The sequence below is a fragment of the Streptomyces sp. CB03238 genome (assembly GCF_002099185.1).
GTDB lineage: Bacteria > Actinomycetota > Actinomycetes > Streptomycetales > Streptomycetaceae > Streptomyces.
The window spans coordinates 191,418-209,145 of record NZ_NBCN01000007.1; the positions used below are offsets into that span (position 1 = coordinate 191,418).

Consider the following 17,728-nt stretch of genomic DNA (forward strand, 5'->3'; position numbering starts at 1 on the left):
GCGTCAACGCCAGCTTCATTCTGGTCAGCGAACTGGCAGTCAGTGTTTCGGGGGGGGAACGTGTCAACTGGTAGCGGCAGGGCGCAGCGCACGAAATGGGTACGGACGGCCTTGGCGTATGGCCTGCTCGGGCTCGGACTGTTAGGGCTGATCGTTTCCACGCCATTCGTACTGGCCGCTGTGGCTCCGGCGAGCACGGACTGGGGAAAGCTCAGTGACATCAGCCAGACGTACGGGGCCGTGTCCGTCGTGCTCTCAGCCATCGCTTTGGCCGGTGTGGCTCTCTCGCTCCTCTACCAGGTCCGGCAGACGCGCACGAGCAACGAGCAGGCAATCAGGGACAGCCATCTCCAGCTCGCGACGCTCGCGCTGAGCGACCCGAATCTGCTCCAGGCATGGTCACCGCCCGTAGCACCCGTGACCTTGAAGCGGCATCAGCAGCATCTGATCACGTCTCTCGCTCTCGGAGAGCTGTTGCAGCGCTTCCGTATCGGCCACCTGTCCGTCGAGAAGCTCGCGGTGAAACTCGACGGGCATTTCCGCGGGGAGATCGCTCGTGAACAGTGGGAACGCGAAGGGCCGGGGTGGCGCCGCACCATGGCGGCTGGTGATCGCCGTGACCGTGTGTTCGTTCGCCTGGTGGATGAGAGCTACCGGGCTGCTATGGCGGCGGGGCCGGCGTCCGCTCCTGTGGAGTTTCAAGATCGGCCGGACAGGTCCTAGCTGAGACCATGTCCCCTGTGCGCTCTCGACCCCAGATTCCCGCAGGGATCAAGAGGCCCGGCAGGGCCACACGTGGTGAACGGCCCTCGTTCCAGGACGGGTTGTCAGACCGGCGTGAGACGCTCCCACACATGGCATCCACACAGATCCCGGGCCCTTGCCTGCCCCCATACCGCGCCCGGTCAGCGATGGCGCTCCTCGACCCCCAAGAACACGCCTCCGAACTCGCAGACTGGGTGGAACGAATCCCTGCGTCGTCCGAGCCGGCCGAGCGCAAGGCGTGGGACAACGTCTACACCTGGCTCCGCCTGGCGAGCGGCCTCCGCGCTGTCACGTTCGACATGGCGTATGAAGACGGCGGCATGTGCGCAGCGGGCGATGACTTCGACTACGTCTGGTCGAACATGATGGGCGAGTGGCAGTTGCACCAGGTACGCCTCGGCTACACCCGGGCAGCGCTGGAAGCGCTCGTACGAGTCCTCCGTCCGGATCTTCCCACTCCCGGCCCGGCCATTGAAGCTGCAGAGCAGCGCCTCGCGCAGGGGGGCCAGGAGCCCCCGCTGCATGCCCCCGAGGTGACCCGGCACTTCCTGGACCACGCCATGGGAAGCTCCGAGCCCGCTTCGCTCGCCGCCGCGGTCACCCAGGCCATCGGCGTACACGAGCTGGCAGCTCACGGGTTCACTCATATTCCCCAGCCAGCACACGACGCCGATATGCAGGCGTTCCCCGCTGGCCACGACGAGATCTGTGCGGCCAAGGAGGCGACTTCCATCCTTCTCCTGGGCACTCAGGCTCTCCTCGCCTGGGCGGTGGAGGAGCAGCACATCGTTGCCCCCAACGAGGACAAGTTCTTGTACGAAGGGATGTGGGTCCCTGACGCTGCGGGAGGCAGCCGGTGGGTGGATCAGGAGATTGCCTACGGTGACTACCTCGCCGTGCTGCAGCTGGATCACGGGGATCCACCGGATCTGTAGCTGACAGGCGGAGAGGGGCGCCGCTTCCGAAGCAGACGGTCGATGCGTGGAAGGGCGGGGCTTGTCCGGCCCCGCCCTTCCACAGTGCTGCACTCCCTTACAGAAGTCAGGTCATGCACCAGCCGGAGTCGCAGCTTCCGTCTCCGGTGTCATCGGGGCCGCGCGCCTTGCCGGGGTCCGTGATGGCCTCGGCGAGAGGACGACCGTACCGGCTGAGGTAGACGGGATCCCGCCCGAGCGCGGCGCGGCGCTCGTTGATCGTTTCCTCCAGTTGCACCGACTTGATGAACAGCTCTGGTTCGTCCTGCCGCTGCTGCCGCCATGCTCCGACGGTACGAAAGGGGCAGAAAAAGCAGGAACTCTTGGGCGGGACGGGCAGCCCTGCTTCCTTGATGATGTGCTCGCAGTCTGTTCTGCGAAGCCGGAGGTCGAGGAGGGGATACTCGATCCGTTCGTGGGGTTCGCACCGCCGGCGGTTGGCCCGGTGGATTTCGTCGAGGGATATACCGATGCCCACCGTGGCAGGCTCGGCGGCCGTGGCGCCATGCTCACGAAGCCACCGGCCCACGACTCTGATCTTGAAGTCAGCAGTGCAGGAGCGGCGCCCCGGAGCCCCGTTAGCCATCCGGACCGGGATCGGGATCGATCGGGTGTCCGGCCTGTTCAGCCTCTGCATGAGGGTCTCAGAACTTCCGTCGCGCCGCACACGCTTCAGCTGTTGGAGGTCAATCCCGGCGCGAGTGGCGTACGGAACGGCGACCTCCTGGATGTAGGCCAAGGTCGCTGGGTGCTCGCTGTCGTCGCCGACGTTGGCGAACAGGCAGGTGGGATAGTCAATTTCTCCTTGGGCCGCGAGCACGAGGAGGGCGGTCGACTGGACCCCGCCCCCGTACGAGATGACCTTCATGCGCTCACCCCTCGAAGGCGGGCGCTCGCGTCGCGGTGCAGGCTGTCATCTGGCATGGGGTATCCCGTCAGTTGAGGAGGTCCGGCCGTGGGAGTTTCTATGGATGCCAACCACACAATCAACTGTTTATTCCACGCGAGACACGCCCATGCCCTGTTGCCACAGCGACGCAGCGCGCTGCTCGCCGTTGGGAGCGCTAAGGCTTCTGACGCTTGGGTCGGATGACGACCGAGAATCCCTGGGCAAAGACGGCGGCCAAGAACGCTTCGGCTTCATCGCCCTGGTCGCGTGTAAAGGTCCGAGGAACTGGCGGCGGGCTCGGCTGAGTACGCGCCTCCGGCGGCTTGCTCGTCCGCCCGCGTGGCTTCTGGGAGCCACGCTCTCTCGTACGAAGTCGCTCGACCTCTTCGTGTCGCACGGCACGGTCGCGTGCCCTTGCGTCAGCCAAGACGGTGTCCAATAGCCACAGCGGCGACCCGGACAGCACATAGTCGGCGTCCGCCAGCTGCTTGCGGTGACGCCAGCGGGAGACCGCTTGCTTATCTCGTCCGAGGACCTGAGCCACCTCCGTGATTCCGAGGATGACCGGCAGCGAAGCCTTCGGTTTGGCGCGGTAGCCGCCGGGAGTGCCGGCTTCGAACGCGGCCAACCGCTGCGCCGTGGCCTCCCGGCCACCAACACCATTGAGCTTGAGCACCGTGGTCAACAGCCAGTATGGGTTCCCGGAGACCAGCAGATCCGGGTCGGGCAGTGTGCCGTCGGCCCTCCACTTCTGAGAGGTCTGGCGTTCCACCCCGTACAGCGCGGCAATCTCGGCGTGTCCGAGGAGATACGGCTTGCGTACCGCCGTCATGCGCCGCACCTTTTCGATCATCCTGGCGAGTCAGGGCCCCGCAGCTGAACACGGGGGCTGCTAAGGATATCGCTCACTCGTCCCTCGGAGCCGGGCACTGATGGGCTGCCGAGGGTCGTGCCGCTGGTTGGTGCAGGCGCTTCCGCGCGCACCAGCCCGGGGCTTTCGTCACCTGATCTCTTTGCCCTGGCGGATCTCCCAGGGGCCGACGGGCACGAGGTAGACCTCGTCGAAGTAGCTCAGCCATTTGGCGATCGTTTCCACCGCCCGCTGCGCCTGATCTGGCGTGTGGAGCCCGCCGGCGATCAGTGCCCGCTTCGCGTCGTCAAGATTCAGGGCCCCGCTCTCGTTCAGTGTGCGGACTTCGGTCAGGGACCGCAGTCGGAGGAGAACTGCGGCCCCGAAGTCCTGCTCGGACAGCCCTGGAGGGATGTCCATATGGACGAGATCTCGCAGGACACCGGCGAGCACGTCGCTGGAGATGTTCCCGTGTCGACCGTTGTATACCCGGTAGAGGCGCTCAGGGTTCCGGGTCTCTGGCAACCAGCGAGACTGCGCCTCGCTCTCGCCCACCACCAGCATCGGCGGGGCGTCCTCGTCGGCCCGCACGAGGTCAGCCTGCTCGCGGATCTGGCGAGCGAGCTGCACCGTACCGGGTACGGAGACTTCATCGATGGCGTCCAGGACCCGACACACTTCAGGGTGCGCAAGCTCGGCTTCGATGAGCAGCTCGATGTTCGGAGCCGGTACTCGTCCAGTCGCCTTGCCGGTCAGGTTGGCAGACCCGACAAGGCAACGGCCATCAGCGGCATACAACTTGGCGTGCAGGTTATGGCAAAGCGAGATGTCCACCCGCCCGTCCGCTTCGGCCAGTTCCGCGATTTCCGGATCGGACACTCCCGCCGCCACCTCGGCGACGGACCAGCGTGTGACGCAGTGAATGCGTCCCACGCTGTCCGGCACGGCCGCGAGCGCTGCCTGGAAGGTTTCCCGCTTGATGAAGGGGGCCACCAGGAGCACTTCGCGAGTCGCGCCGAGGAGGAGCTGCTCAACCTGTCGCCAGACGTGATCTCGAGTCACTCATCGTCCTCGTCGTCGGCCTCGTCCGCGCCGAGGAAATCGCTGGCGATGCGGCCCCAGTCCTGGCGCATCTTCTTGGCTCGCTCCCGAGGCTTGTCCGGAAGCTCGTCCTCGAACCTGGCCCAGGACATGAGTAGGAGCTTGAAGGCTCCAGCCGCGCCCCGCAGCCGCTCTGCGAGTTCTTCTTTGCTGGCGCCGTCGATGTCGCCGTCAAGCACGGCGATGAGGTCGGCGTAGACCGGGTGGTCCTGGTTGAGGGTGACCTGCAGCAGGTTGGGGATGTAGTCGATGTTGAAGAAGGCCGGCGAGTCGGGGTTGCGGCTTGTCAGCAGACGGATGTGCTTGCCCTGTTGGATCGACTCCTCAATGATCCGCTGAGCGTCGGCAGGCGTGTACTTATGAGTCTCCACGAGGTTTTCGAGCTGAATCTCCTTGCTCTCTTCCTCGGTGACCTGCTCGGCGAGCGTGTCGGTGAAGCTGGGTTTCGTCTCCACACGCCGTCGCTTGACCGCTTCCTCGGCCTTAGTCTCCACGTCCTCGTGCCGCTTCCGGTTGGCGCGCGTGCCCCGGGTCTGGTCAGCAAGGTCGGAGCGCAGCTTGCCGAGCAGCTTCTCACGGATGTGATAGACGATCTCGATGAGTGGGAGCCGCCGGTCCCCCTCCTCGCGGAGCTGCTCCCGGAACTCGTCCCAGGTAAGGCCAGCGGCCTCTTCCCGCCAGTTGAAGTGGGCAAGGTCCGAGAAGATCGTCGCGGCTTGCTTGTTGTTGGTGACCCCGAAGACTTCGTCCAATGCGGGTGGGAAATCGATCTCTACGCCCCACCAGCGTTCCACAGGGTCATAGGAGTTCGTCCAGCCCGTGTCGAGGTCGAGTTCGCGGTTGGCGCGGATCAGCGAGATACCGAGGTTCTTGGCGGCGTGCTTGCCCCACGGAGCTTCACCGGGGTTGAGACTCGGAGATACGGCTTTGGGCCATTCCTCGCCTCCGATGTCCGGACGTCGCGCTGCATCGACAGCGATCGAGGAACGGACGAAGACGGGGTACTCGTTGCCGTCGGCTCCATGGACCATGAACCGCTCGACGCCGATCTCGCCGACGTTGCCGGCACCGAATGGGCGGAACATCGGCTTGGTGTCGAACGGGGCCGGCGTCGCACTGGGGGACATCAGGTAGAGCGGATCGTTTGGGCGTGCATCACGAACGCCGGGCAAGGGAGCCCACCCGCGAGCAGGTACCAGCTTGATCCGCGTTCCCTCGGCGATCAGCCGACGGTAGATGCGGCCGATCAAGCTCTCGGTATTGGCCAGAGTTGCCTCCGCGCCACGCCACTGGACCCGTTCCAACTGTGTCCACTGCACCAAGGTGCCACTGGTGCCGAGCCCTTCGGCCAGTGCTTGCCATTCGTCCGGAACGCCGTCGAGCTTGGGCTCGGGGACCTCTTCGAGCCCGCCGCGCACCTCCGTCAGATCAAGGTACGTGTGCAGTGCATTGTCGGGTCCGTTGGTCCAGGACCAGACGTCGACGCGGTCACACTGGGAGATGCTGGAGTTGGGCAGGCCAACTCCGAAGCGTCCTATCCCCTTCCGCTGTTGCCGCGTTCCCGCACCGAAGCGGAGGGATTGTCGGAGCGTCTCGGGGTCCATGCCACTACCGTTGTCGAGTACGGCGATCTTCTCGACTCGGTGGCGCGAGCGCTGCGACGGACGGTCAGTCGACTCAACAACGAACAGCTCGACGAGGTCGGCCCCGGCTTCAATGCCGTTGTCGATCAGTTCGGCGATGGCGTGCGCCGTCGACTTGTATCCGCTGTCCTGCAAGGCTTTGACCGTCAGATCGGATGTGACGATCGAGTACTTGGATGTCATCGAGCCTTCCATACGTCTTCCCAGTTGGTGAATGCCTCTGCCACGTCTCCGAAGCCCGGGAGCGCGGGGTCGACGACGGTCACGACGTCGCATGTGGAGGTGCCGCCGGCCTTGGGCCCGCGGATCACGCGGCCCACCATCTGGCTGTACAGCACGAGTGAGCGAGTAGGGCGGGCAATCACGGCGGCGCTCGCCGCGGGGGCATCGAAGCCAGTGGTGAGCACGCCGTAGTTCGAGAGGACCATCGGTCGGGTTCCAGGGCCCTTGAAGCGGTTGATCACTCGATCGCGATGACGCGTTGAGGATTCACCCGTGACCTGCTCGGCATCGATTCCGAACATGCTCAGGATGGCGACGATCAGGCGGCTGTGCTCGATCGAGGCGGCAAACAGCAGGATGCGCCTGTGCTGCTCGCTGAGATCGAGCACAGTGCGGACGACCTGAAGGTTCCACTGCACGTTGTCGGCAAGACCTGCGATCAGTTCATCGGGTATGTCAAAGGACGCAGCGAGAGCCTGCTTGTCCCGTGCGCTGAGCTTCATCCCGGAGTCAGCCGCAACCGTGCGAAAGTCTGGGCGGGCGAGGTACCCCTGCTCGATGAGAGCGGTGACGGGGTTGTCGTACCCGTCGATCTCCAGCATCACCTTCTGGCGTGCGAAGAAGTCCGCGAGCTTCTCGTCCTCCGAGATGTCAGCCCACGTCCTTCCCGGCGTGGCGGTCAGCCCCAAGAGGCTCGAATCGCTACGCAGCGTGAGGGCTTCGACCACCCGGCGGTAAGTGGGCGCGATGGCCTGATGAGCCTCGTCGAAGACTGTGAGCGTCGTGCGGAGCGCAAGTTGGTCGAGAAAGCCCGGCGTACTCTTTGCCGCGGCACCCGCCTTCTCCAGTCCGAGTACGACAATGCCGTCGGTTATGTCGTCAAGATCGGTGGGAGCGTCCCCCCACATCCGGGCTACGGTGACCTCCCGATTACCGAGAGAGGCCCATGCGCGCTCGAACTCGAGCGCGGCCTGTTCGAGGAGCTCGCGGCCCCGGGCCAGCCACACGACCAGAGTGGGCTCATGCTGCCGAAGGTGGTCACAGATCAGGTCCATGCCGGTGCGCGTCTTGCCGACCCCGGTCGGCAGGTGCAATACCGTGCGACGTTCACTGGAGTAGAGCAGACGCCGTACTTTGCCGGCAGCACGCCGCTGATGCGGGAAGAGGCCATAGTTCGGTTCGGACGGTCTCCGTGAGGACACGGGAGCCTCGGGCGCTCGATCAACGACGAGCCCAAGGAAGCCAAGGAATGCGCGGCGCTCTTCAAGCGCCCAAGGCAGAGCAGACAGGAATACCGCCGGCGACGAAGACGTGTCCCAGCCAAGGCGTTCTGCTAGTTCCGCCTTCTTGCCCTCGGGAAGCAGCTCCAGCAGCTGAGCGCGCTCCTCGGGATCGCCGATCAACTGCTCGGGAGAGACGGCCGAGGCTGCGACCTTCCGGATGGCATCCTCAACGGACCCCTCCCGCAGCAATGCGAGGAGTTCACAGGCGTGCTCGCCAAGCAGGCGCCGTATGTACGTCAGAGGGGCCGCATCAAGGACTGCCTGAAACGCGATGCCCGGGGACCCGATCACAACGCCCCCCAGTTCGTCTGCGTCGCATCTACTCGCCGCGCCCCTACCGCGTGCAACCCCATCCCCCCACCAGATCGATTACCCCTCATCCGCCACACCCCATTCAGTGGGGGTTCAGCGCGTGATCAACCCTAGTCCTGACCACCGACAGCCGAAGCCGGCTCGGCGCAATCCACGTCGATTGGCAGTCGAAGCTGCCGGGCGGACCGCGGCCGTGTGACTCAACTCCCCGGCCTCTCATGGCTTTTACCGGTGGTCACGAAGCAGTCATGATGCGAACATATGTTCAATCAGCGACGGTCGCATGCGCTCACCAAACGCGCGAAAACCGCGCCTGCGTCTCACCCGCATCCACCGGCAGCTAGGATCTCCGTTGACAACTGGTGGAAGCTGCCGCACCGCCGCGAGCAGCCACCAGTTGCGCAGACGGATCACAGAGAAGCGGGGTGGATAGTGACAGAACGGACGCTTAGTTCAGGTCTGGCCTATCTCGATTACAACGCCACGGCACCCATGCGACCCGAAGCGCGAGAGGCCGCGCTCGCCTCGATGCAGACGGTGGGTAATGCGTCAAGCACGCACCGTTCCGGCCGCGACGCCGCGCAACGGGTAGACGAGGCTCGCCGCCAAGTCGCTGATCTGTTGAACTGCTCCCCTGGCGAGATCATCTTCACCTCTGGAGCCACCGAAGCCAACAACCTCGCGCTGCGAGCTGCCCACAGCGTCGGCGGGACTGTGATTACGAGCACAGTCGAGCACCCCGCAGTGCTGGAAACCGCCAAGAACCTTACGGCAACCGCGCCCGACGCGCTCAGACTGTTGGCGGTGGATGCGGACGGCCTGGTGGATCTAGACGGCCTCCATGCCGCCCTGTCTGCGGGTGACGTGGCGATCGTTTCCCTGATGGCCGCGAACAACGAGACGGGCGTCCTGACCGACCTCGCACCGCTTGCGGAAGCGGCACATGCGGCGGGGGCCCTTTTCCACACCGACGCCACGCAAATGGTTGGCCGACTGCCGATCGACCTCGCCGAGGTCGACGTGGACTTGCTGTCTCTGTCAGCTCACAAATTCGGCGGCCCGCAAGGAGTGGGGGCCCTCTTTGTCCGCCGTGGCATCTCGCTCCCGTACCACCCGCTGATCTTCGGCGGAGGGCAAGAACGCGGCTGGCGAGCCGGGACACTCAACGTCGCTGGCATCACGGGGGCGGGAGCAGCAGCGGCAGCAGCACACCGCGGCCTGGCGGAAGAGATCGCACGGGTCACACACCTCCGTGACTTGCTGGAGAGTGCTCTCGTTGAGCAGCTCGGCGACTGCCGGATCAACGGTGCGCTCGACTACCGGCTACCTGGTGTTACCAGCATCACATTCCACGGCGCCCTTGCCGACGCTGTCCTCACCGCGATGCCAGATGTCGCTGCCTCCGAAGGAAGTGCGTGCTCATCCGGTGCACCGAGCCCGAGCCACGTGCTCCTGGCCATGGGGCGTAGCCGGGAAGAGGCAGACTCCACTGTCCGGTTCTCTCTTGGGTACGCGTCAACACGCGCCGATGTCGATCAGGCCATCGCCTCCACGATCCGCGCAGTCCGGCAGGTGCGCGCCACCTTGGCGATCCCGATCTGACCCGAAGCATTCAGTCCTGACGCCCACCAAAATCTGAACGTACACGGAGATTCCTCGCATGTCAGACAGTCGGCTCGCCGAAGCCGCCCATTCCTCCTTCGCGCGCCACGAGACCTTCGCGCCGCGCTTCGGGTGGCTCCACAAGGCGTACATGCAGGTGCAAAGCAACCCCGAGGCATTCCTCGCGGATGATGCCCCCGTGCAGCTCGGCGTTGGCAAAAACATGGTCTACGCCATGCGCTACTGGTCCCGTGCCTTCAAGCTCACCCGGGAGCACTACGGCGACGACACCAACTCCAGGGCCATGCTGTCCTACCCAACCTGGGAGGCGCGGTGGCTGCTTGACGAGGATGGAGCCGACCCCTACCTGGAAGAGCTCGGCAGCCTGTGGCTTCTTCACTGGTGGCTTCTGTCTTCCCGGCCGGGGGCGAAGAGTTGGGCACCTTCGTGGTATGTCGCGTTCCACCTGGCTCCCTTCTCCCGGTTCACGCTGGCGGACCTGACCCAGGTCATCGTGCGGCATGTCAACCTCTCCTTCCCTGAAGGCCCGGTGGAAGCCTCCATCGCCAAGGACGTCGACTGCATCACCAAGATGTACGTCCCTGCTCAGCGACTGAGGGGCGGGGCGCCGGGGGCATTCGAGGATCTTCTCTCCTGCCCGTTCCGTGAGCTCGGGCTGATGGAGCAGGTGGGCCAACGTGGCAGCAGCGAATGGGAATTCACGAGCGGTTCCCGCCCCTCCCTGCCGGCCCGCATCATCGCCTACGCGTGCCTGGACTACGCAGCCCGCACGACGCGCAATGCAGGCTCGATCTCCTTGGCGCGCTTGGCAAACGAGCCCGGCGCTCCTGGACGAGCCTTCCGCATCCGCGAGGCCGACATCGCGGCGGCCCTGGGGAAGGTCGCCGCTAGCCACCAGGAACTGCAGCTCGTAGAGGCAGTGGGCCAACGGAGCTTGACGTTCACCGCTAACCCATTCGATCTTGCCTGGGACGTGCTGGACGAGCAGTACGACAACGTCCGCGACAGGCCGAATTTCCCCACCCGTGAGGACTGGGCTCGCAGGTACCCCAAGCTCGCCGAGGCTGAAAAGCGCGAGCTCAAGCAGCTGGACATCATCGACCCGCAGCTCGCCCTGACCGAGGAGACCGTGTGACCACCGCAACCCCCACGCGGCCTGGCTCTGTTCAGAAGGCCCCCGCCGCTCCGCAGTTCCCGTACGGCATCAGCCTCGTTGGCTCCCAGATGCGCTCCACCAACCTGGAGCGCGACGTCGAGGACGGGCTGCACACCCCCTACGTCGGAGCGCGGGCCGTCGATGTCGTCGATCGCGTCACCAACGCGCTCGGTGACCTTCGCCGCCCCCGATCGTGGTCGTTCACTGGACCCTACGGATCCGGTAAGTCCACCTTGGCAAACTTCATCGAAGCCCTCCTGGGTACTGACAGTGCCCGCCGTACCGAGGCTGAGTCGGTGCTCGGTGCGACCAGCATCGGCCTCGTTCAGCGACTCACGGCCAGTCGCGGGGAACTCGCCCCTATGGGCTTCCTTGGTGCCGTTGCCACCGCGCGTCGTGAGCCTCTAGTCGCCACCCTTTCCCGGGCCCTTCACACCGCGGCACGGCGCCGTTGGAAGACCCGCACGCCCAAGGCAGTCACAGCTGCCCTCGCCGCTTGCGCGGATCCCGCCACCGCCACGTCACAGGACATCCTGGACGCTGTGGTCGCCCTCTGCGAACAGCAGCCACTCCTGCTGATCATCGACGAGTTCGGCAAGACGCTGGAGCACCTCTCCGGAAACAGCGATCTGACCAGCGCCAAAGACGACCTGTTCCTGCTGCAGGAACTGGCTGAGAAGAGCGCCGGCCCCCAGGGACTCCCGCTGTTCATGATGACGCTGCAGCACATGTCGTTCATGGACTACGCCGCCCATTCCAGCCAGCTCCAGACCCGCGAGTGGGCCAAAATCCAGGGCCGGTTCGAGGACATCACCTTCACGCCGCATCTCGGCGACGCGGTCCAGCTGATGCGCCGCCGGCTCGACCGGTCCGGTGTATCCGATGCCGGGCGCACGCTCATCCGGGCGCAGGCCGCAGCTGCAGAAGCTGCATGGCTCGACCACGGACTCAACGCCTTCGTCGACCTCAAGGCACAAGACTTCGAGGACCTCTATCCCCTGCACCCGCTGACCGCCGTCGCGGCCCCCCTGCTCGCTGCCCAGATCGGCCAGCACGACCGCAGCCTGTCGGGTTTCCTGAACAGCGACGAACCCGACACGGTGCGCCGCGCTCTGGAGCAGTTCTCAAGTCGCGAGCCCAGCCGGGCTGACACCATTCAGCTCCCGCAGCTGTACGACTTCTTCCTCAACTCCGGCCGTACCTCGCTGCTGGCCTCCAGCAACGCCAGCCGCTGGATCGAGATCGAATCGCGCATCAACGAAGCCGCCGGCATGTCCCCCGCGGACCAGAAGCTTCTGCGCACCGTTGGCATGCTCAACCTCATCGACGCCGACGGCGCTCTGCGTGCCACTGCGGCGATGATCTATTTCGCCCTGCACGAGCCCACCGAGAGCGCAGACCCCGAGGCATTCGCAGCCCTGGAGAAGCAGCTGCAGAACTTGGTGACACGAGGGTTCCTCGTTCATCGACAATTCAGCGGCGAGTACCGGGTGTGGCGAGGCACGGACTTCGACATCGACGGCCGTGTCAAGGAGATCATCAACCACCTCGACACGCCCTCGGTCATCAAGAGACTGGGCGACTATCTCCCGCTTGCCGTCGCCGCTGGCCGCCACAACCAGGTCACAGGCATGCTGCGGGCGTTCTTCGTCCGCGTCTCCAGCCCTGAGACGAAGAACATCCAAGGTCCGGACGAGCTCAACGACCAGGCCGACGGTCTGCTTCTCTTCCACCTGGGCAAGGTCAGCAACCGACCGGTGGTGAACTCCACGCTTCCCGTGATCCTAGGAGTCACGGAAGAGCCGGAGATCATCCTGAACGCCGCGAGCTACCTAGTCGCGCTGCAAGAACTGCTGCTGGACTCATCGTTGGACCCCGTCGCTACACGCGAGGTCAAGGGACGCGCGGCAGCCGCTCAACGCGAGCTGACAGAACTGCTTGATGCAGCGTTCTTCCCGCTGTCCGCGAGCGCCACCTGGCGGCTGTGGCGCACCGGCATGCCGGCCGACTCCTCTGAGGGCGAGACGATTCGAGGTCGAAGCCTCAGCGGTCTCGTGTCGTTTGCCTGCGACCAGGTGTTCTCCGCCGCCCCACACATCCGCAACGAGATGCTCGGCCGACACGAGCTCACGAGCCAGGGCGCAAAGTCTCGCCGCGAGCTGCTGACCGCGATGCTCCTCAAGTCTGGAGAACGGCACCTCGGGATCGAGAAGTACCCCGCCGAGCGGGCCATGTACAGCGGTGCGCTGGAGTACATGGGCCTGCACAGGGAAAACCGCAGTGCACCCGACGACGCGTCGACCTCCTTCCTCCCTTACGGGTTCTCGCGGCCCAGCGAAGCGCACCCTCACACCCTCCCTGTCTGGAATGCCCTGGAGACCGCGCTCACAGAGGCGCACCAGCGCACCGGGCTCGATGAGATCATCCGTGTCGTCATGGTGCCGCCTTACGGGGTCAAGGCAGGCGTGGTGCCCCTGCTTGTCGTCACGGCACTCATCGTGCGCAGCGAGGATGTGGCGCTCTTCGAAGACGGCTCTTACCTGCCACGGCTGACGCCGGACATCGTTGAGCGCATGGTCAAGGCTCCCCAGCGATTCGCCGTGAAATCCACCCCTCTCGGGGACGGCCTGCGCCAGAGCGTCGTGAAGAGCTTGTCTGTTGCCCTCAAGGTCGAATCGCCTCGTTCCCAAGCCCTGCGCAACCCGGCCCTGCTCGCGGTCACTAGGGCCTTGCTGGAAAGGGTGATGGTGCTTACCCCGTACGCCAGGCGTACTCGGCGCATCAGCGCGGATGCAGTCGCCGTGCGTTCAGCACTGCTCGTGGCGCAGGACCCCGACGACCTGCTGTTCAATGCGCTGCCCAGGGCTCTCGGCATGGACCCGATCACCACAGAGGCGCGCCGGGCCACCCCGGGGAACAAGGGCTATGCGGACCGGCTCGCGGCTGCAGTCGACGAGATCTCTGGTGCCGAACAAGCGCTGCGAGCAGAGGTTATTGAGACCATCAGCAGGGAATTCCGCCTGCCGGCTTCGCTGCCAGCGCTACGGCGTGCACTCGCCACCCGCTTGGAGGGCTTCGCCGGCGTCTCCCTGAGCCTGGAGCTCAAGGGATTCGTTGCCATCGCCCTCAACTCAGTATTGGCTGACGAGGACTGGCTCGACCCGGTGATCGTACGGCTGTCGAACTCCGCTCTCGGCGACTGGTCCGACACAGACGCAACCATCTTCCCCCGCCGGGTGAAGGAGATGGCCGCGGCCCTCGACCGAGTGAGCCACCTGTACCAAAGCCCGACGGATGGCGACAGGGGCGAGGCGCTCGAAGCGCGGCTCCTCACCCTGACCGACAAGGACGGCGCCGAACAGCGAACGCTGATCTACGTTCCGGAGCAATCCCGGCAGGAGGCCGAGGACCTCGCTGTCAGTGTCCTGGAGCAAGCTGAGAAGATGCTCGGTCCCGACGGCGCCCGCATCCTGCTCGCCGCCCTCGCCCAGCGCGTCACCGAGCCCGCGACAACGATGGCAGCAGAAAGGACTGAGTGACCATGCCTGACGATACAAACCCCAAGAAGGTCCGCCACGTCCTAGGCATTTCCGGGGGCAAGGACTCCTCGGCCCTCGCGATCCACATGCGCGACCGGGTTCCGGAGATGGAGTACTTCTTCTGTGACACGGGAGCGGAGCTTCCGGAGACCTACGAGTACCTCAACCGCCTCGAAGCAGCCCTCGGCAAGCCCATCGTGCGGCTTAACGCCGATCGCGACTTCGATCACTGGATGGAGGTGTACCAGGGCACCCTGCCGAGTCCGCAGATGCGCTGGTGCACCAAGAATCTGAAGATCAAGCCGCTGGAGGAGTGGGTCGGCGACGACGAGGTGATCTCCTACGTCGCCATCCGCGCGGATGAGAACCGGCTCGGCTACGTCAGCACCAAGCCCAACATCGAGGCCGTGTTCCCCTTCCGCGAGGACGGCATCGACAAAGATGGCGTCATGCGCATCCTCGACGAGGCTGGCATCGGGCTGCCCGGCTACTACGAGTGGCGCACCCGCTCGGGCTGCTACTTCTGCTTCTTCCAGCGCAAGCACGAGTGGGTCGGCCTCAAGGACCGGCACCCAGAGCTGTACGACAAGGCCGTCGCTTACGAAGACAAGGTCCGGTATCGGCACACGGCGATGCAGGGCCGTGACTACACCTGGTCACAGGGGGAGTCTCTCCCCGAGTTGATAGCGCGCCGCGAGGAGATCCAGGCGAAGCACGAGGCCGCCATGGAGCGAGCGGCCAAGCGAGTCAAGCCGAACCGGCCGCTTCTGGATGTCCTGTCAGACGCTCTCGACAGCGACGACGACGAGGCGGGCTGCTCGGTCTGCCATCTCTGATGACCTGAAGTGCCCTCATAGGCCCTGCTGGTGATGGATCATCATCAGCGGGGCCTACTGTCGTCTCATCGCACCGGATGTCAGTGCCACGTGCAAGGATGTTCCCTTCGTCTACCGTCACTGCAGCCGGAGTGCCTTGAGGAATGGCGTCACCCAACATGCACGAGCGCTCCGTCATCCGTCACCGCGCCGAGGCCAGCCCAGCCCTGGAGCTTCAGCTCGGCATCGCCACGATGCTCGATGTCCCAGCCCACAAGGTCTTACAGGACGACCTGAGCGAGCATGCATCCCCCTGGGAACAAGCCCTGGCGGTCGAAAGCCTCGGCGACTCCCTGCCTCACGAGGCGGGGCTCTACATGTTCGTCTGGCGCCCATCGATCAAGCTCGTGATGGCTGACGACTCACAGAGCAGCTTCCATCAGGTCCTCTACATCGGCCAGGCGGGCGGATCCGGCCAGCAGGGCAACACGCTGAGAAATAGGTACAAGGACTACAAGAAGCACCTCCGAGGCAACCCTGAGCACCTCTGGACCGAAGAACCGCCGACCACCCGGGCTGGCCGACTCACGTACTACCTCGCCCTCCGCCCTCTGGAGTTCTGGTTTGCCACTGTTGAAGACCGGACCAAGATCAAGAATCTTGAAGCTCGGCTGATCAACTTGTACAACCCTCCGCTCAACAACCAGAACCGGCCCAAACTCCGTGCCCGCCTGAGCACCATCCCCCAGCCCACCCTGCGCGCCGATAACTGATCCCAGCCCCAATATCGAGGTATGACATGGCATCCAAGACATTCGTCCCCGCCTTCAAGGCACAGGTGGGGAACTGGACTTACTTCTCCTGCCTCATGAGCTACGCGCAGGTAGCCCGCGAGATCAACTTCGCGCATGAACTCGGAGGGAACCAGGACCTCGGCACCATGATCCAGCGCGGCGTCGGCACCCGCACCGCGCAGATCACCGATTACCTGCTCACCAACGAGAACCGCTTCCTCGGAGCTATCATCATCGCGGTCTGGGGTGGGGACCCCAACTATCTTGAACTGACCATGGATGCGGATGCCGACAATCAGGCAGTACTCGCCGGCCTCGATCGCAACTTCGGCGTACTCACCTTCGATGGAACCCAGCAGTTCTTTGCCCTGGACGGTCAGCACCGGCTCAAGGCAATTAAGGATGCCGTTAAGCGCGACCCTGAACTGGGCGGCGAAGACATCAACGTCATTGTCGTGCCTCACTTCGACACCCCCGACGGACGTCGCCGCACCAGGCGGTTGTTCACTAACATCAATCGCAACGCCAAGAGTACTAACCCGCAGGAAAATATCGCGCTCGACGAGGACGACAGCTTCGCCATCCTTACCCGTCAGCTCCTCGACGATCACTCGTTCCTAAGCCGCGACAAGGTCGTCCTCGTGTTCAGCAAGGTCGGTCAGGACGGCGAGCTGGTGCTCGCTCCTCGCTCGATCAACGCTTCGAGTCCGGCCTGGAGCACGATTGGTGTTCTCTACGACATCGTCAAGGAGATCGGCTTCGACCTGCCGTGCACCCTGAACGAGTCGAAGCAGCGAGCCACAGATGAGCTCCTCGATCAGAGCTACGATCTCCTCTCGACTCGCATTCAGGACCTCCTGGACGCGTGCGGGAATCTGCGCCAGCGCTACCTCGCCGCCCAATCCCCGAAGGATGTACGTGCGCCAAAAGGCCGGGATGGGTCGGGGCACCCGTTCATGCGGCCAGCAGTCCAGGTACAGATCGCGAAGGCCGTACACCACATCCTGGAGCAGGAGACACTCGCATGGGACGAGCTGATGAAGCGTCTCTCAGCCCTGAACTGGAAAATGGCAGAAGCGCCGTTCTCGTCGATGTGGATCGAGACTCCCGAAGGCCGCCAGCAGGGCAAGATGGCCAGCGGCAAGGACTACACTCAGTTGCTTTACGATCTCCTTCTCATCCATCTCGCCCCACGGTCAAAGGCTCAAATCAGCAGGGCGCTCCGTTCGTACTCTGACCTCATGAAGTCCAAGTACCCCATCACCGTCGAAGAGTTCAACAGCCTCTTGCCGGCCGAGACAGACTCCGTTTCAAGCTGATTCATCCCGTGGGACTCGGGAATCGAGTCCGATGAAGGAGAGCACCGTCCTTCATCATCCCGGATACCGCCTGCCCTCAATCAACTGCGGGCTGCCCTCACGCCTGATAACGAGGACACCCGCCGCTGACCTGCGCTGCCATCTGGAACAAGTGCCCGATCCACGGGAAAGACGCGGGTCCTGCTACCCGGCTGCCGCAGCTGCTGGCCTGTGCGGCAGCCGCGATCCTGGCCGGGGCGAAGTCGTTGCTCGCGATCGGGGAACGGGCGGCAGACGCCCCGCAGCATGTCCTGGCCCGCCTCGGGTTCCGGCCCGACCCGCTGACCGGGATCATCCGCGCTCCGTAGGCGGCCACGCTCTGCCGCCTACTGCTGCGGGCCGAGGTGGCGCCCTGGACGCCGCGATCGGCCACTACCTCCTGCGCCGGCTGCCGCAGCCCGGGC

13 protein-coding genes are annotated in these 17,728 nt (G+C 64.7%); 8 read left to right on the forward strand and 5 right to left on the reverse strand.

Annotated features, from left to right (window positions below; translation table 11 throughout):
- Positions 1-111 precede the first annotated feature (111 nt).
- Both BKD26_RS14005 and BKD26_RS14010 read left to right on the forward strand, forming a co-directional pair.
- On the forward strand, positions 112-723 hold the full coding sequence (locus BKD26_RS14005) for a DUF6082 family protein (protein ID WP_084898159.1): 612 nt from the start codon (positions 112-114) through the stop codon (positions 721-723).
- Between the two features lie 188 nt (positions 724-911).
- Positions 912-1,700 (forward strand): hypothetical protein, encoded by a 789-nt coding sequence (locus tag BKD26_RS14010; RefSeq protein WP_241518644.1) that lies wholly within the window; start codon positions 912-914, stop codon positions 1,698-1,700.
- 106 nt (positions 1,701-1,806) lie between these two features.
- Here the strand turns inward: BKD26_RS14010 and BKD26_RS14015 are convergent, their stop codons facing one another.
- The 5 genes from BKD26_RS14015 to BKD26_RS14035 form a co-directional block, all read right to left on the reverse strand.
- A complete protein-coding gene (locus BKD26_RS14015; protein ID WP_084898161.1) occupies positions 1,807-2,607 on the reverse strand; it encodes a phosphoadenosine phosphosulfate reductase in 801 nt (266 codons plus the stop codon).
- Positions 2,608-2,803: 196 nt separating this feature from the next.
- A complete protein-coding gene (locus tag BKD26_RS14020) occupies positions 2,804-3,481 on the reverse strand; it encodes a hypothetical protein (RefSeq protein ID WP_084898162.1) in 678 nt (225 codons plus the stop codon).
- 147 nt (positions 3,482-3,628) lie between these two features.
- Positions 3,629-4,540, reverse strand: a complete 912-nt coding sequence (locus BKD26_RS14025; protein ID WP_084898163.1) for a phospholipase D family protein — start codon at positions 4,538-4,540, stop codon at positions 3,629-3,631.
- A complete protein-coding gene (locus BKD26_RS14030; protein WP_084898164.1) occupies positions 4,537-6,405 on the reverse strand; it encodes an ATP-binding protein in 1,869 nt (622 codons plus the stop codon). Before BKD26_RS14030 ends, BKD26_RS14025 begins: the two co-directional genes overlap by 4 nt.
- A complete protein-coding gene (locus tag BKD26_RS14035) occupies positions 6,402-8,018 on the reverse strand; it encodes a DEAD/DEAH box helicase family protein (RefSeq protein WP_084898165.1) in 1,617 nt (538 codons plus the stop codon). The genes BKD26_RS14030 and BKD26_RS14035 overlap by 4 nt, the downstream gene beginning before the upstream one ends.
- 453 nt (positions 8,019-8,471) lie before the next feature.
- Here BKD26_RS14035 and BKD26_RS14040 point away from each other — a divergent pair, with 453 nt between their 5' ends.
- The 6 genes from BKD26_RS14040 (at position 8,472) to BKD26_RS14065 (ending at position 17,285) form a co-directional block, all read left to right on the forward strand.
- The gene (locus BKD26_RS14040; RefSeq protein WP_241518645.1) at positions 8,472-9,641 is read left to right on the forward strand and encodes a cysteine desulfurase family protein; all 1,170 of its coding nucleotides are present in this window, start codon (positions 8,472-8,474) and stop codon (positions 9,639-9,641) included.
- Between the two features lie 58 nt (positions 9,642-9,699).
- On the forward strand, positions 9,700-10,797 hold the full coding sequence (locus BKD26_RS14045) for a DUF4007 family protein (RefSeq protein ID WP_084898166.1): 1,098 nt from the start codon (positions 9,700-9,702) through the stop codon (positions 10,795-10,797).
- Entirely contained in the window at positions 10,794-14,357 is a 3,564-nt protein-coding gene (locus BKD26_RS14050; protein WP_084898167.1) for an ATP-binding protein, read from the forward strand. Before BKD26_RS14045 ends, BKD26_RS14050 begins: the two co-directional genes overlap by 4 nt.
- A gap of 2 nt (positions 14,358-14,359) precedes the next feature.
- Positions 14,360-15,193: a phosphoadenosine phosphosulfate reductase family protein gene (locus tag BKD26_RS14055; protein ID WP_084898168.1), complete on the forward strand. Its 834-nt coding sequence runs from the start codon at positions 14,360-14,362 to the stop codon at positions 15,191-15,193.
- A gap of 158 nt (positions 15,194-15,351) precedes the next feature.
- Positions 15,352-15,945, forward strand: coding sequence for a hypothetical protein (locus tag BKD26_RS14060; protein WP_241518646.1), 594 nt, complete (start codon positions 15,352-15,354; stop codon positions 15,943-15,945).
- A gap of 26 nt (positions 15,946-15,971) precedes the next feature.
- Entirely contained in the window at positions 15,972-17,285 is a 1,314-nt protein-coding gene (locus BKD26_RS14065; protein ID WP_084898170.1) for a DNA sulfur modification protein DndB, read from the forward strand.
- Positions 17,286-17,728: the final 443 nt, after the last annotated feature.

Coding starts and splice junctions, on each gene's coding strand:
- BKD26_RS14010 (WP_241518644.1), top strand. CDS start 912: ATGGCGCTCCTCGACCCCCAAGAACACGCCTCCGAACTCGCAGACTGG.
- BKD26_RS14015 (WP_084898161.1), bottom strand. CDS start 2,607: ATGAAGGTCATCTCGTACGGGGGCGGGGTCCAGTCGACCGCCCTCCTC.
- BKD26_RS14020 (WP_084898162.1), bottom strand. CDS start 3,481: ATGATCGAAAAGGTGCGGCGCATGACGGCGGTACGCAAGCCGTATCTC.
- BKD26_RS14030 (WP_084898164.1), bottom strand. CDS start 6,405: ATGACATCCAAGTACTCGATCGTCACATCCGATCTGACGGTCAAAGCC.
- BKD26_RS14045 (WP_084898166.1), top strand. CDS start 9,700: ATGTCAGACAGTCGGCTCGCCGAAGCCGCCCATTCCTCCTTCGCGCGC.
- BKD26_RS14055 (WP_084898168.1), top strand. CDS start 14,360: ATGCCTGACGATACAAACCCCAAGAAGGTCCGCCACGTCCTAGGCATT.
- BKD26_RS14060 (WP_241518646.1), top strand. CDS start 15,352: ATGCACGAGCGCTCCGTCATCCGTCACCGCGCCGAGGCCAGCCCAGCC.
- BKD26_RS14065 (WP_084898170.1), top strand. CDS start 15,972: ATGGCATCCAAGACATTCGTCCCCGCCTTCAAGGCACAGGTGGGGAAC.